Raw genomic sequence first — 15,023 nt, 5'->3', positions numbered from 1 at the left:
CAGCCGGTTGTCAGCACCCCCTGAACGGGGGCCACCGACTTATTTTTTCGCGTCCAGCGCGTCTTCGAGCGTGCGCAGGCCGGTCTTGGGCGATTGCACCAGTACCGACATGTTGCCCGGCTTATGCTCGTTCGCCATCATCTTCATGTGTGCGTCGGGCAGATCGGCCCAGGTGAACACTTCGGACATGCACGGATCAAGACGGCGCTCCACCATCAGTTTGTTGGCGGCGGACGCCTGCTTGAGGTGGGCAAAGTGGCTGCCCTGCAAACGCTTCTGGTGCATCCACATATAGCGCACGTCGAAAGTCAGGTTGAAACCCGAAGTCCCCGCGCAGATCACGACCATGCCGCCCTTTTTGCAGACGAAGGTGGAAACAGGGAACGTCGCCTCGCCGGGGTGTTCAAACACCATGTCGACGTTCACGCCCTTGCCTGTAATCTCCCAGATCGCGGCACCGAACTTGCGCGCCTCTTTAAACCAAGCCGCATATTCGGGCGTGTTCACGGTGGGCATCTGGCCCCAGCAGTTGAAGTCCTTGCGGTTCAGAACGCCCTTGGCGCCCAGATCCATCACAAAGTCACGCTTGGATTCATCCGAGATCACACCAATCGCATTCGCGCCAGCGGTGTTGATCAGCTGGATCGCATAGGACCCCAGACCGCCCGAGGCACCCCAGACCAGCACGTTCTGGCCCGGTTTCAGGTCATGAGGCTCGTGGCCGAACAGCATCCGATAGGCGGTGGCCAGCGTCAGCGTGTAGCAAGCGGCCTCTTCCCATGTCAGGTGCTTGGGGCGTGGCATCAGCTGCTGCGCCTGCACATTGGTAAACTGGGCGAAGGATCCGTCGGGGGTCTCGTAGCCCCAGATACGCTGGCTGGGGGAATACATCGGATCGCCGCCGTTGCACTCTTCGTCGTCGCCGTCATCCTGGTTGCAATGGATCACGACTTCGTCGCCGACCTTCCAGCGTTTTACCTTGTCGCCGACCGCCCAGACGATGCCCGACGCGTCAGAGCCCGCAATGTGGAAGGGCTGCTTGTGGCCGTCGAAGGGGCTGATGGGTTTGCCCAAGGCAGCCCAGACACCGTTATAGTTCACACCCGCCGCCATCACGAGGACAAGCACCTCGTGACTGTCGAGCGTCGGCACGTCCACGACCTCTTCGAGCATCGCGGTATTGGGGTTCCCGTGGCGTTCCTTGCGGATGGTCCATGCGTACATCTGCTTTGGAACGTAGCCCATCGGCGGGATTTCCCCGATCTCGTAAAGGTCTTTTTCCGGTGCGTCGTATTGCGCGATATTCGTGTCCAAGGCCATGTCGGTCTCCACAGTCAGAATAGGTTTGTGCCGCAGTGCAGAATCGCGGCGTCTACTGGTGGAATATGATCCTTCGCGCAACAATGCAACACCATTTGACCTGTAATTGTAATTTTATGACTTTGCATTCGCAGCAATTTCGGCAGTAGTTTCGCTTGTGTGACCTATCTGTCAAAGAAATGGGCGATAGAGTTGGCGTAGAACCGCAAGGCGGGGCGTTGCCCGTCGGCGGGGGCATAGCCACGATCCGACGCCGTGATCATCCCGCGCTGCACCAGATGATCGCGTGCTCTGGCGACATTGGCGGCGAAGTCCTGCGCCACAACCGCAGCCTCGTCAGAGGCCCGCGCGGCCATGCCTTGCATTTCCTGTTCCAGCGCGACGCCATCCAGCGGCTTTTCCGCCAGCAACAGCACCCGCGCCAGCAAGGGCACGAACAACAGTGGCATCTCGTGTTCGATCCGCCCCATCAGATCCTGCGCCAGCCCGTCCACATTCGGCGCGTCGCCATAGTCGCGCAAATGTACCGGCGTGCCGAACACGACCACCGCCTCACCGAAGCGCAGGAATTTGCCGCGCATACGCAGCCAGATCTTGCGAACAATGAATTTCAAAATGACCGAGATTTGCGCATCGAAGCGGCGCGTGCCTGCCGCGTCCGCAGCAATCAACACGCGGTCTTCCAGTACACGGTCATAGTTGATCGCCACCGGTACAAAGACGACATCGCGGTCCTTCAACTCGGCCTCAAGCACATAGCCAAGCAGACCCATCTTGGGCGGCATCAACTTGCCGTTCAGGCTCAGCCCGCCCTCGGGGAAGATCGCCTGGGTCACCCCGCCTTCGGTCGCCATCTGCACATAGCGGGCCAAGACCTTGCGATACAGCGCGCCGCGCGACTTGCGCCGGATGAAATACGCCCCCATCGACCGGATCAACCGGCTGAGCGGCCAGACACGCGCCCATTCCCCCACGGCATAGCTAAGCGCCGACGCCTCCCCCGCGAGGTAGGTCACCAGCACGTAGTCCATGTTGCTACGGTGGTTCATCACAAAGATGACCGTGGCCTCTGACGGGATACCTTCGATCACCGCGTCGTTGCGCGATCCGGTGCGCACATCATACAGCGCATTCGCCAGAAACCGCGCCAGCCGGATGCCAAAACTGAAATAGGCAAAGGCGCTAAAACTCGGGACGATCTCGCGGGCATAGCGGCGCGCCTGTTCAGAGGCGACGTTCTCGGGGATACCTTCGGCGCGCGCGTGATCCACAATCGCCTGACTGATCTGCGGGTCATAGATCAACCGCTGGATCATATCGTGCCGCCGCGCCAGCTTGAACGGTTCAATCGGGCGGGTCAGCCGCGTGTTCAGCTGCGCGACAGCTTTCTCCAGCCGTCTGCGAAAGAACCACCGGACCGAGGGCAACAGGAAATGGCTAAGCGCGGTTACAGCCGCGAACAGCAGGATCACCGCGAAAAGCCAGACGGGAAGTTCAATCGTTTGCGTCATCGCCCAACCCTTGCAGGACCCGCGCTGTCTGGGCAACATAAAACAGTCAACCACACATAGGGTGCCCCTAGGCACGGCACACGCAACCGTAACGCAGCGGCTTTCGCCCATGCCGCAACGCAGCGAATTGACAGAGCCTGATTATTTCACGTATCAATCGACCAGCGCAAGAATATTACCCATTCGATTCACGAAAGGCCGCCCCATGTCGCAACCGCAAAAAGACCGCCCCTGGCTGATCCGCACCTACGCCGGACACTCCACCGCCGAGGCATCCAATGCGCTGTATCGCGCGAACCTTTTGAAAGGGCAGACCGGCCTGTCGGTCGCCTTCGACCTGCCCACCCAGACCGGATATGACAGCGATCACATCCTGTCGCGCGGCGAAGTCGGCAAAGTGGGCGTGCCCGTGGCGCATTTGGGCGATATGCGCAGCCTGTTCAAGGATATCCCGCTTGAACAGATGAACACCTCGATGACGATCAACGCCACCGCGCCGTGGCTGCTGGCGCTGTATATTGCTGTGGCCGAGGAACAGGGCGCGGATGTGTCCAAGCTGCAAGGCACCGTGCAGAACGACCTGATCAAGGAATACCTGTCGCGTGGCACCTATATCTGCCCGCCTGCCCCGTCTCTCAAGATGATCGCGGATGTGGCCGAGTATTGCTATACCAACGTGCCCAAGTGGAACCCGATGAACGTCTGTTCCTACCACCTGCAAGAGGCCGGTGCCACGCCCGAGCAAGAGCTGGCCTTTGCCCTTGCCACCGCCACCGCCGTGCTGGACGCCCTGCGCCCCCGCGTTCCCGAAGAGGACTTCCCCATGCTGGTGGGGCGGATCTCTTTCTTTGTGAACGCGGGCATCCGCTTTGTCACCGAAATGTGCAAGATGCGCGCCTTTGGCGACCTTTGGGACGAAATCTGCCGCGACCGCTATGGCGTTGAAGACCCGAAATACCGCCGCTTCCGCTATGGGGTGCAGGTGAACTCCCTCGGGCTGACCGAACAGCAGCCTGAAAATAACGTCTACCGCATCCTGATCGAGATGCTTGCGGTGACCCTGTCAAAGAACGCCCGCGCCCGCGCCGTGCAGCTGCCCGCGTGGAACGAAGCGCTTGGCCTGCCACGCCCGTGGGACCAGCAATGGTCGATGCGGATGCAGCAGATCATGGCCTACGAGACCGACCTGCTGGAGTTTGACGACCTGTTCGATGGCAACCCCGCCGTGGACCGCAAGGTCGAAGCGCTGAAAGAGGGCGCACGGGCCGAGCTGGCGAACCTTGACGATATGGGCGGCGCGATTTCGGCGATTGACTATATGAAGTCGCGTCTGGTCGAAAGCAACGCGGACCGTCTGGGTCGGATCGAGGCCGGCGAGACCATCGTCGTGGGCGTGAATAAATGGCAACAGGGCGAACCCTCGCCGCTGATGACGGGCGATGGCGGAATCATGGTCGTGGACCCCGCGGTCGAGGCCGACCAGATCAACCGTCTGAACGCATGGCGCGACAGCCGTGATCAGGCCGCCGTGGACAAGGCGCTGGCCGATCTGCGCGCCGCCGCTGCCGAAGGGCGCAATGTAATGGAGCCCTCTATCGCCGCCGCCAAGGCGGGGGTTACCACCGGCGAATGGGCCGAACAGATGCGCAGCGTGCACGGTGAATACCGTGGGCCAACAGGCGTTGCTTCTGGCCGGTCAAACAAGACCGAGGGGCTGGACGACCTGCGCGACGCCGTGGACGCCGTCAGCAGCCGCCTGGGCCGCCGGCTGAGTTTCCTTGTCGGGAAACCGGGGCTCGACGGCCATTCGAACGGCGCGGAACAGATCGCCGTCCGCGCCCGCGATTGCGGCATGGAAATTGCCTATGAGGGTATTCGCCTGACGCCGTCGGAAATTGTTTCCGCCGCCGCCGAAGGAGAGCATCACGTTGTCGGGCTTTCGATTCTTTCGGGATCGCATATTCCATTGGTCGAGGATTTAATGAAACAAATGCGCGCCGCCGGATTGGATCACATTCCCGTAATCGTGGGTGGTATTATTCCAGAAGAAGACGCCAAAAGATTGCGCGCTATGGGTGTCGCCCGCGTTTACACGCCGAAAGACTTTGAATTGAATACAATTATGGCAGACATCGTCACACTCGCCGATCCCGAAACTGTGGCCGCCGAATAAAAGCGGCCAATTCAAAAACTCTTTGTTTGTTCATTCTTTTGGCGTAAAGCATTAATTGGCTTTTCGACAAAGGAATGAGCGAGAATGAGTATTGATCTAAGCACAATGTCCCACAAACAGCTGGAACAGCATTTGGAAGACGTGAAGATGGCGATTAAAAACGCATATGAACGCGACCGCGTAGAAGCCCGCAAAGCCGCTGAAAAAGCAGCCGCCGAATACGGGTTCTCGCTGGATGAAGTATCCGGCGGTGCGAAAAAGGGCAAAGCCGCGAAAGCTGCCGCGAAATACGCCAACCCCGAAGACCCCAGCCAGACATGGACCGGCAAGGGCCGCCAACCCAACTGGTTCCGCGACCTGATCGCCAGCGGCACCGATCCGGAAACGTTGGAACTGTAAATCAGCCTGACATGCGCACCGCGCGCGGTTATTGCGTCCCCTTGGCGCATCCCCTTGGCTTTGGAAATATAAAGAGCATCCTATGACAATCCATATTGGCGCGAAACCCGGCGATATTGCCGAAACAGTCCTTATGCCCGGCGACCCGTATCGCGCGAAATGGGCTGCTGAAACATTCCTTAAAGATGCAAAACTTGTAAATGAAGTGCGCGGCATGCTGGGTTTCACCGGCACATGGAATGGCAACCGCGTCACTATTCAAGGCTCTGGCATGGGGATGCCCTCGCTGTCGATTTATGCCAATGAATTGATTTCCGAATATAACGCGCAAACCCTTATTCGGATTGGATCTTGTGGCGGGATGCAGCCGCAGGTTGGTATTCGCGATGTCATTATTGCCATGACCGCCACGACAATTACCTCGCCTTCTTCCGGTATCTTCCGCGAGATGAATTACGCCCCCTGCGCCGATTGGTCCCTGCTGCGTGCTGCCGTGGACGCGGCAGAGGCGAAAGGCACGAAAACCCATGTCGGCGGTATCTATTCTTCGGATGTCTTTTATGCCGAACGCCCCGATCTGGACGAGCAGATGACCCGCCACGGTATTCTAGGCGTCGAGATGGAAGCGGCAGAGCTTTATACCCTCGCCGCGCGCCACAAACGCCGTGCGCTGGCGGTGCTGACAGTCAGCGACCACCTGCAAACCGGCGAAGCGCTGCCCGCGGAAGAGCGCGAGAAATCCTTTGGCGATATGGTCGAAATCGCGCTACAGGCGGCTTTCCCCAACAGCTGATGCGCGATGATCCCCCGTCGGACGCTCCGCGGGGGATTTATATCCATTTGGAAGCACGGCCAGGCGCTATCCTCGATCCCTTAGCCCCCGTGGCTGCGGTCGTAGCCGTTGGGAGGCGGGCTTTGCCACCCATCAAGCGCGCCTTTGGCGGGGGCGAACACCTCTACCAGCAGCGGATAGCAGGCGGCAACGTCCGAGGAGTGTTTGGCGGAGCAATCCCCCCCCGGACAGGCGCTGAGCGCGCCAAGCAGGTCGATCTCGGCGAAAAATTCAAGGTAGTCGCCGGGACGCACGGGGCTGGCCTTCATGAAATACTGGCCGGTGTCGCGGGTAAAGCCGGTGCACATAAAGACGTTCAGCACATCATGCACGAAAGGCTCTGCCTCGGCGTGCGTGATGCCCTGATGATCGGCCAAGGCCCGGATCAGGTTGGAGTGGCAGCAATGGTGGTATTGCCCGCCCGACAACAGCTGGTTGGTATAGGGATCACAGCGCGTGCCGATCACATCATGCACCGAGCCGCCGAAGGCATCCATGCCGTACCAGTCGAGCGTATCATGGGTCAGCGTCGCCATAGGGCGCAGCGTGGGAAAACTGCTCCACATGCGCTGTCCGGTGGTGATATGCGTGCCATGCAGTGCGCGGGTTTTGCCGGAGTAGAACCGTTCGGACAGATCGTCTTGCGCCCAGAGGTTCAGGTCACCGACCTGTGGCCCCTCTACCGAGGTGATCCGAAAGAAATGTCCCGCAGGCACGGTAAAGCAGCTTGCGTCACGAGGGGCGACGGTGACCTCGTCCACTTTGGTCAGCGTTTCGCGCGCGCGTCCGTAAAGCGCCATGTCAGGCACGGGCAGCGTTTCGACGGGATAGCAGATCACGGGCGCAACAGCGCGGCGGGCGTCGGCATCATGGGGCGGTGTCATAGCGGAAACTCCTGACTGTCGGGTCCGATCCTGAGGCCATCGCGCACGGCGTCAGAGAGGCCGTGCGCCGACATTGGCCTTGCAGTCGCGGGGGGCCGATTGGGTGGCGGTATAGGCCTCTGCTCCGCAGGCGACACAGTGGTAGAACTGCAGGCTGCCTTTGTCGCGGTTACTGTCCTTGCGCCAGCGGCATCCACGCACCCCCTTATCACGGTAGGCAACATAGGCGACGATCGCAAAAGCGATGGCAAAGGCAATCAGGATCATAGGGGGCACATGTCACGCCCCCCGCGCCAATGGGCAGCGGGAGGCGCAGGTTGCGATGGGATCAAACGGTGCGTTCGACCATCATCTTTTTGATATTGGCGATGGCTGCGGCAGGGTTCAGGCCCTTGGGGCAGGTCTTGGCGCAGTTCATGATGGTGTGGCAGCGGTACAGTTTGAACGGGTCTTCCAGATCGTCCAGACGTTCGCCTGTGGCTTCATCGCGGCTGTCGATGATCCAGCGGTAGGCATGCAGCAATGCGGCTGGCCCGAGGTAGCGGTCGCCGTTCCACCAGTAGCTGGGGCAGGATGTCGAACAGCAGGCGCACATGATGCACTCGTAAAGCCCGTCAAGCTTGGCACGATCGTCGATCGACTGTTTCCATTCTTTCGCGGGCTCTGCCGTCTTGGTTTCAAGCCACGGCTGGATGGAGGCATGCTGCGCGTAGAAATGCGTAAGATCGGGGATCAGATCCTTGACCACGGGCATGTGTGGCAACGGATAGATCTTCACCGCGCCTTTCACCTCGTCCACGCCATAGGTACAGGCCAGCGTGTTGATCCCGTCGATGTTCATCGCGCAGGATCCGCAGATGCCTTCACGGCAGGACCGGCGGAAGGTCAGGGTCGGGTCGATCTCGTTCTTGATCTTGATCAGCGCGTCCAGAATCATCGGGCCGCAGGTGTCCATATCGACGAAATACGTGTCGATGGCCGGGTTCTTGCCGTCGTCCGGATTCCAGCGATAGACCTGAAACTGCCGCAGGTTCTTGGCACCTTCGGGTTTGGGCCATGTTTTTCCGGTCGTCATCCGGGAGTTCTTGGGGAGCGTGAGTTGAACCATATCGCTTCTCCTGGTCTGTCGGGCAGTTGCCCAGTTCGTTACAATTCTGGCGCTTACGTCTTTCGGATGTAAAGCGCATTTCCCTCGGCGCGCAGGGTTTGACGGTACCCGGCGGCCAGTATCTCTGCACAAAGGTCGCCGTCCCACTGATCCGCATGGCGGACCTCTATCAAGATCGCATCCGGCAGCCAGCCGCCGGATTTGCCCTGCGCGAGGATGGGGTTCAGCACGACCTCCTCGGCCCCTTCGACATCGATCTTGAGGATCGTGCCGTCATGGTGCCGTGCGGCGTGTGTAAAGGCGGACAGGGGCCGTGTGGGCACCAGCACGCCGCCGTTCTGTTGCTTGCCCTCGATCGGGAGCAGTGATGCCTGACCGTAGTTGTGCCCGCGGAAGTTCAGCATCGCCTCGCCCTCGCGGTCGGACAGCGCGCAGCCTTCGATACGCACGCGGTCGGTCAGATTGTTCAGCGCGATGTTCATGCCAAGCCGGCCAATCATCAGCGGGTTGGGTTCGAATGCAACAACGCGCGACCCGTCGCCCGCGGCCATCGCCAGCGGGATCGAATAGGCCCCGCAGTTGGCACCGATGTCAAAGACCAGCATGTTGCGGTCTTCCACCAGTTCGACCAAAGCCACCAGCGATTTGATCTCGGGCGGGTATTCGTTCAGCCAAAGGCAGGTTTCGGTATAGTTATCGCGCGGGTCCACCACCATGCGGATGTCAGCGAACTCCACCTCTGTGGGGCCAAGCTGCGACTTGATGCGGGTGCGTTCGCTGGTGTCCCCGTCACGGAATTGCGCGCGCAGATCGGCCATATGGCCTGCATCCTTGCCCTGCGTATCCGGCGTGACGTTCGGGTGACCCATTAGCCCAGCAACCCCGGGACGCTGCCAGCGGAACGCGACAGGCATTGCACGGTTTCGGGGCGCGACAGTACCGCGCGCACGGTGGCGACGGTGGTGTCATCCACGCCGATCACGGCGGATTTGGCGAAAACGCGCACCTGAGCCGCATCGGCATTGTCGACGATACAATCGGTGAAGGGCGTGATCAGCTGCTTGGGCACCTGCGGAAAGCGCGTGGCAAGGGTTTCGGTGATGACCCCCTTGGTACCTTCGCGGGCGATGCTGTCGACCTGCTGCGTTGCTTGCGCACAAGCGGACGCGGCCAAAATCATGGTCATAGCGATAAACTGTTTCATGTCGCCTGCCCTCCGCCTGCAGGACGAGGGCATGGCCCCCGGTTTGGTCCCCTGCCCCCAAAAGCGGAGGCAGGGTTTCAGATCAATACACCCGTGCTTTGGGTGCGATCTTTTTCATGTCGATCCCGCCTTCGGATTCCTCGGTCAGCGGGTCAAGGTGCACACCACGGTAGCTGAGCGTTGCCGCGTTCCCGTCGAAATACGCGAGGCTGTGCTTGCGCCAGTTCTCGTCATCGCGATCAGGATAATCTTCGTGGGCATGCGCCCCGCGGCTTTCCTTGCGGGCGGCAGCGGCGGTGATGGTGGCCACGGCGTTCGGCATCAGGTTGGTCAGCTCAAGCGTTTCCATCAGGTCAGAGTTCCAGACCAGCGATGTGTCGGTCACGTGCAGGTCAGCGATCTTGCCAGCGACCTCGTCCATCTTGACCTTGCCGTCGTTCAGCGTCTTGTCGGTACGGAAAACCGCAGCATCGGCCTGCATAGTTTTCTGCATTTCAAGGCGCAGCTCGGCGGTCGGGATCTGGCCCTTGGAATAGCGCAGGCCGTCGAAGCGTTCAAAGGCGGCATCGACCGATTTCTGGTTCGGTGTCGGCACGGGTGCCTCTGCGTCGACGACCTCTTTCGCGCGGATCGCGGCGGCACGGCCAAAGACCACAAGGTCAATGAGAGAGTTCGAGCCCAAGCGGTTCGCCCCGTGTACCGAGGCACAGCCCGCTTCGCCCACGGCCATCAGGCCCGGTGCCACGCGGTCCGGCGCGTCTTCGGTCGGTGCCAGCACTTCGCCCCAATAGTTGGTGGGGATGCCGCCCATGTTGTAGTGTACGGTCGGCAGAACCGGGATCGGCTCCTTGGTCAGGTCTACACCGGCAAAGATGCGCGCGGATTCAGAGATACCGGGCAGACGCAGATCAAGCGTTTCCTTGGGCAGGTGGTTCAGGTGCAGGTGGATGTGGTCCTTGTTCTCGCCCACACCGCGGCCTTCACGTATTTCCATCGTCATACAGCGCGAAACAACGTCACGGCTGGCAAGGTCTTTGTAGGTGGGGGCATACCGCTCCATAAAGCGTTCGCCTTCGGAGTTGGTCAGATACCCGCCTTCGCCACGTGCGCCTTCGGTGATCAGACAGCCCGCGCCATAGATGCCGGTGGGGTGGAATTGCACGAATTCCATATCCTGCAAAGGCAGGCCCGCGCGCGCCGCCATACCGCCGCCGTCGCCGGTGCAGGTATGCGCCGATGTCGCCGAGAAATAGGCACGGCCATAGCCACCTGTCGCCAGAACAACCATCTTGGCGCTGAACAGGTGCATGGTGCCGTCGTCCAGCTTCCAGCACAGCACACCCTGACACACACCATCATCCGACATGATCAGATCAATGGCGAAATACTCGATGTAGAATTCCGCGTTATGCTTTAGCGACTGGCCGTAAAGCGTGTGCAGGATCGCGTGGCCGGTCCGGTCGGCGGCGGCACAGGTCCGCTGCACGGGGGGGCCTTCGCCAAATTCGGTGGTGTGGCCGCCGAAGGGACGCTGGTAGATCTTGCCCGCTTCGGTCCGCGAGAAAGGCACACCGTAGTGTTCAAGCTCGTACACCGCTTTTGGGGCTTCGCGTGCGAGGTATTCCATCGCATCGGTGTCACCCAGCCAGTCAGAGCCCTTGACCGTGTCATACATATGCCACTGCCAGTTATCGGGGCCCATGTTGGACAGCGACGCCGCGATACCGCCCTGCGCCGCAACCGTGTGCGAACGGGTCGGGAAAACTTTGGTCACGCAGGCTGTTTTCAGCCCTTGCTCTGCCATGCCAAGTGTCGCACGCAGGCCAGCGCCGCCAGCCCCCACGACAACGACATCATATTCATGCGTTTCATATTCATATGCAGCCATGTCTCGGTCTCCGGTATAGCGTAGGCGTGTGTTAAAGCGCGATGCGGGCGATGGCGAAAACGCCAACCGCGGCCGCACCATAGCTGAGGCAGGTCATCAGGATGATCGCAACTTTCTGCGACAGCCCGTGGACGTAATCCTCGATCAGCACTTGGACACCGTCGTTAAAATGTTTGAAGCCAACGATCAGCGTCAGGGCGGCGACGATCGCGGGGAAAGGCCTGCTGTAGTAGGCGATGATCTCTTCGTAGGTGCCCCCAAGGGCGGACCCGAAGGTAAAGACGAAAAGCGGGATCAGGATCAGCAGCGCAACAGAGCTGACTTTCATCGCCCAGAAATGTGCGGTGCCCGATTTGGCCGAGCCCATGCCCATAGCGCGTTTGCGGTCTGTCAAATAAGCCATGTGTCTATCCCTCAGATGATCAGCGCGGTGATGATGGTCAAAACGACTGAACCGATCAGCGCGGCCCAGCCCAGCTTTTCAGCCGTCGGGATATCCAGCGCATAGCCGTTGTCCCAAATCAGGTGCCGGATACCGGCCAGCGTGTGATACCACAGCCCCAGCAGCGACAGGAACATGACCAGATCACCGAACCAGCTGGTGATGAAACCGTTCGCGATATCAAAATACTCCGCCGACGTTGCTGCCGCGAGGAACCACCAGACGATCAGAAGCGCGGCAACCAGCATCGCGTTGCCGGTGATGCGCGTCAGGATCGACGTCATGGAGGTCAGTTGCGGGCGATAGATCGTCAGGTGGGGTGACAGCGGGCGATTGCCCCGGTTCACATCTGCCATGATGGATTCCTTTTCTCGTCAGGTTGCGGTCATAGATAACGGTATTTTTGGGACTGTCACGTCCAGAGGCGTGAATTTGAAGCGGTTTATTGGCGCAGTTGCCCAAACCCTTCGGTTAGCGCCGGACATTTCTGCAATTTGTGATCACTAATTTTCCAGCTGTGATCACAAGCACTAAAGCCAACCAAATTCATCGGGTTTTTCGGCAGCCGTTTGGGCGAAAACTCAGCCCCAAGCGTCCGTTTGCGCGCCGCATGATGCGCATGTCTTCAACTTACGACGCGGCAGATTTGGCTACCTGCGGAGACTGATCTGAGCGGGGGGAGCAAGCGGCTTTGGCTTCACCCCGCGGGATCGTCCAATAGCAAGTGCAGGTGCAGCGGCCGGGGTTTACCGTGATCTCGACCACACCCGCCCGCTGCACCTTGGGGTATTACTTCAGCGATTCATCGATGCCTTTGCACGCATCGACCAAGCCTTTAACGGCGTTCACAGAGTTGTCGAACATGGACTGTTCGTCCTTGTTCATCGCAATCTCGACCACACGCTCGACGCCACCAGCACCGATCACGGTGGGCACGCCGACGTAGAAGCCGTCCAGACCATAGGCACCGTCAACATAGGCGGCGCATGGCAGAACGCGTTTTTGGTCCTTCAGATAGGCTTCGGCCATTTCGATTGCCGATGTCGCAGGCGCGTAGAACGCCGAACCCGTTTTCAGCAGGCCAACGATTTCGGCACCGCCATCACGGGTCCGCTGAACGATCGCATCCAGCTTATCCTGTGTGGTCCAGCCCATTTTCACCAGATCAGGCAATGGGATACCCGCAACGGTGGAATAGCGCGTCAGGGGCACCATTGTATCGCCGTGGCCGCCCAGTACGAAGGCAGTGACGTCTTTCATGGAGACGTTGAATTCAGTCGCGAGGAAGTGACGGAAGCGTGCCGAATCAAGCACACCAGCCATACCGCAAACCTTGTGGTGAGGCAGACCGGAGAATTCGCGCAGCGCCCAAACCATCGCGTCCAGCGGGTTGGTGATGCAGATAACGAATGCGTCTGGTGCGTGGGCAGCAATGCCTTCGCCAACCGATTTCATGACCTTCAGGTTGATTCCCAGCAGGTCATCACGGCTCATGCCGGGCTTACGCGCAACACCGGCAGTCACGATGCATACGTCTGCGCCAGCGATTTCCGAGTAGTCGTTCGCGCCGGTCATGGTCGCGTCGAATTTGGCGGATGGGCCCGATTCTGCGATATCGAGGGCCTTACCCTGCGGGATACCTTCGGCGATGTCGAACAGGACAACGTCGCCCAGTTCCTTGATTGCTGCGAGATGGGCAAGCGTGCCCCCGATTTGCCCTGCGCCGATAAGCGCGATCTTGGGTCTGGCCATGTGGTATACTCCGACAGGGTTACATTTCGCTTCGGGATACCGAAATGAAGCGCACCGTGCAAGTTGCGCTTGGTCCGGCATCACGTCACATCACGCAGAGCCATAAAAAACGGGACCGTTCCTTTCGAAACGATCCCGTCTTGGTCAGCTTTTCAGCAAGCTATTGCCGAATTTGACTTAGCGTTAAGCTTAGCCTTGGTATTCGGGCTGTGCTTCAAGCGCTTCTTCGCTGCTGTCGATGTAGATGCGGAAGTCGTCGCCTTCAGCGTTCTTCATGATTTGCAGTTCGTCCCATGTAACGGCTACTGGCTTTTCGCCAATGCCCAGGAAACCACCGACGTTGATCACAACTTGGCCAACTTCGCCGTTGTCACCCATAACAAGGGCACCGATTTCACCGACGGTCTCGTCGTTGGCACCGTAAACATAGGACCCTTCAAGGTCTTCTGCTGTCAGCGCGGCAACTTCATCAGCTGTGGCGTTTGCATAGCCTTCACGCTCAACCGCTGGGGCTGTCAGCATGGGGCGTTCCATGTCTTGCTCCAGTTCGTTTGCCCCTTCGGCCATTTCAGTGGTTGCTTCATCAACGGCCTGCTCTGTTTCAGCGGCTGCTTCTTCGGCTTCCATTTCAGCTTCGTTTGCCAGTGCTTCGGCATCCGCTTCCATTTCGGTCTCTGTGTCGACCTCAGCTTCGGCGTTCATGTCGGTCGCTGCCATGTCTGTGTCAGCGTTCATGTCGGCGTTGGCGTCCATGTTTGCTTCGGTTTCCATGTCAGCTTCGTCGTCCATACGTTCGAACGCTGGGGCTTTTTCAAGCATCTCTTTGCTTGTGTTCACCACAAGGAAACGGTCGTCGCTGTCACCTTCTTCGGTCACGATGCGAATCTCGTCCATGTTCACGCTTACGTCACGCTCACCCATGCCGAGGAAGCCGCCAATGCCGAGGATAACGGCCTTAACGTTGCCTTCGGAATCCAGCAGGACGTCGTTGATCTCGCCGATGTCGTCCCATTCCTTTTCGCCGTCAGCGGCGATGGTGGAGTTTGCTTCAACTTCTGTCTCGGAATTGTAGATACGCATGCCGATCAGGTCGGACGCGAAGAAGTCAGTTTCTTGCGCTGTCACGGTACCAAAACCAGCTGCATGTGCATCTGCAAATGCGGGACCAGTCAAGCTCAGGATGATTGCGGTTGTGCCAAGAATACGTTTCATTGTTGATACTCCTTTAGAAGTTCCGGGTGATAATCACTCGGTTGTGATATCAACGATGATGTGGCGATTGCGTTCCGGCGATCCGTATCTTTTTTCGCCGCTTTTATAATCTATGACATATCAAATGGGGCCCACCTCCTTAGTTTGTTGATCCTGCGGCGGGTGCGAAATTTTTGCGGAAATCTTGTGGCATCCGTCACAACCTGCGGTTCGCGTCCCCGCCGCGACATCCTGCGTCAGCGCCACCACCGCCGCCGCGGCAGTTGCCAGCCCGATCAGGTTAAACAGCTTTACCATT

At 59.3% G+C, this 15,023-nt stretch carries 16 protein-coding genes; 3 read left to right on the top strand and 13 right to left on the bottom strand.

The genetic code is table 11. The features are described 5' to 3' along the window. Window positions 1-39: 39 nt before the first annotated feature. Both ccrA and AADW22_RS04340 read right to left on the bottom strand, forming a co-directional pair. Complete coding sequence (gene ccrA / locus AADW22_RS04345) at window positions 40-1,320, bottom strand: crotonyl-CoA carboxylase/reductase (RefSeq protein WP_009826059.1); 1,281 nt, start codon at window positions 1,318-1,320, stop codon at window positions 40-42. A gap of 164 nt (window positions 1,321-1,484) precedes the next feature. Next, window positions 1,485-2,831, bottom strand: a complete 1,347-nt coding sequence (locus AADW22_RS04340) for a 1-acyl-sn-glycerol-3-phosphate acyltransferase (protein ID WP_407474322.1) — start codon at window positions 2,829-2,831, stop codon at window positions 1,485-1,487. Between the two features lie 181 nt (window positions 2,832-3,012). Between AADW22_RS04340 and AADW22_RS04335 the strand changes: the two genes are divergently transcribed. The 3 genes from AADW22_RS04335 (at window position 3,013) to deoD (ending at window position 6,196) form a co-directional block, all read left to right on the top strand. Then, the gene (locus AADW22_RS04335; RefSeq protein WP_407474576.1) at window positions 3,013-5,004 is read left to right on the top strand and encodes a methylmalonyl-CoA mutase family protein; all 1,992 of its coding nucleotides are present in this window, start codon (window positions 3,013-3,015) and stop codon (window positions 5,002-5,004) included. Between the two features lie 84 nt (window positions 5,005-5,088). Continuing rightward, complete coding sequence (locus AADW22_RS04330; protein WP_005851537.1) at window positions 5,089-5,403, top strand: H-NS family nucleoid-associated regulatory protein; 315 nt, start codon at window positions 5,089-5,091, stop codon at window positions 5,401-5,403. A gap of 82 nt (window positions 5,404-5,485) precedes the next feature. After that, window positions 5,486-6,196: a purine-nucleoside phosphorylase gene (deoD, locus tag AADW22_RS04325; protein ID WP_005851536.1), complete on the top strand. Its 711-nt coding sequence runs from the start codon at window positions 5,486-5,488 to the stop codon at window positions 6,194-6,196. Window positions 6,197-6,276: 80 nt separating this feature from the next. Here deoD and AADW22_RS04320 read toward each other — a convergent pair whose 3' ends face one another. The 11 genes from AADW22_RS04320 to AADW22_RS04270 form a co-directional block, all read right to left on the bottom strand. Beyond that, window positions 6,277-7,119, bottom strand: a complete 843-nt coding sequence (locus tag AADW22_RS04320) for an urea carboxylase-associated family protein (protein WP_407474321.1) — start codon at window positions 7,117-7,119, stop codon at window positions 6,277-6,279. A gap of 51 nt (window positions 7,120-7,170) precedes the next feature. Next, window positions 7,171-7,386, bottom strand: a complete 216-nt coding sequence (locus AADW22_RS04315) for a hypothetical protein (RefSeq protein WP_407474320.1) — start codon at window positions 7,384-7,386, stop codon at window positions 7,171-7,173. Window positions 7,387-7,447: 61 nt separating this feature from the next. Then, entirely contained in the window at window positions 7,448-8,227 is a 780-nt protein-coding gene (locus AADW22_RS04310; protein ID WP_005851531.1) for a succinate dehydrogenase iron-sulfur subunit, read from the bottom strand. A gap of 53 nt (window positions 8,228-8,280) precedes the next feature. Next, window positions 8,281-9,096: an FkbM family methyltransferase gene (locus tag AADW22_RS04305; protein WP_005851530.1), complete on the bottom strand. Its 816-nt coding sequence runs from the start codon at window positions 9,094-9,096 to the stop codon at window positions 8,281-8,283. Next, window positions 9,096-9,431, bottom strand: a complete 336-nt coding sequence (locus AADW22_RS04300; protein ID WP_005851528.1) for a hypothetical protein — start codon at window positions 9,429-9,431, stop codon at window positions 9,096-9,098. Before AADW22_RS04300 ends, AADW22_RS04305 begins: the two co-directional genes overlap by 1 nt. 82 nt (window positions 9,432-9,513) lie before the next feature. Continuing rightward, entirely contained in the window at window positions 9,514-11,319 is a 1,806-nt protein-coding gene (sdhA, locus tag AADW22_RS04295) for a succinate dehydrogenase flavoprotein subunit (RefSeq protein ID WP_407474319.1), read from the bottom strand. Window positions 11,320-11,350: 31 nt separating this feature from the next. Next, window positions 11,351-11,722, bottom strand: coding sequence for a succinate dehydrogenase, hydrophobic membrane anchor protein (sdhD, locus tag AADW22_RS04290; RefSeq protein WP_037964988.1), 372 nt, complete (start codon window positions 11,720-11,722; stop codon window positions 11,351-11,353). Between the two features lie 11 nt (window positions 11,723-11,733). Next, window positions 11,734-12,117 carry a succinate dehydrogenase, cytochrome b556 subunit gene (sdhC, locus tag AADW22_RS04285; protein WP_005851524.1) on the bottom strand — a complete coding sequence of 128 codons (384 nt, stop codon included), beginning with the start codon at window positions 12,115-12,117 and terminating at the stop codon, window positions 11,734-11,736. A 433-nt stretch (window positions 12,118-12,550) separates the two neighbouring features. After that, window positions 12,551-13,513: a malate dehydrogenase gene (gene mdh / locus AADW22_RS04280; protein WP_037943261.1), complete on the bottom strand. Its 963-nt coding sequence runs from the start codon at window positions 13,511-13,513 to the stop codon at window positions 12,551-12,553. 189 nt (window positions 13,514-13,702) lie between these two features. Continuing rightward, on the bottom strand, window positions 13,703-14,725 hold the full coding sequence (locus AADW22_RS04275) for a PRC-barrel domain-containing protein (RefSeq protein ID WP_341204824.1): 1,023 nt from the start codon (window positions 14,723-14,725) through the stop codon (window positions 13,703-13,705). A 120-nt stretch (window positions 14,726-14,845) separates the two neighbouring features. Beyond that, a complete protein-coding gene (locus tag AADW22_RS04270) occupies window positions 14,846-15,022 on the bottom strand; it encodes a hypothetical protein (RefSeq protein WP_288961064.1) in 177 nt (58 codons plus the stop codon). Between the last annotated feature and the right edge of the window lies 1 nt (window position 15,023).

Origin of the sequence: Sulfitobacter sp. PM12 (genome assembly GCF_045586035.1) — a bacterium.
Classification (GTDB): domain Bacteria; phylum Pseudomonadota; class Alphaproteobacteria; order Rhodobacterales; family Rhodobacteraceae; genus Sulfitobacter; species Sulfitobacter pontiacus.
Note: the sequence above shows the minus strand (reverse complement) of the source record. Positions and strands in the feature narration are given on the sequence as shown.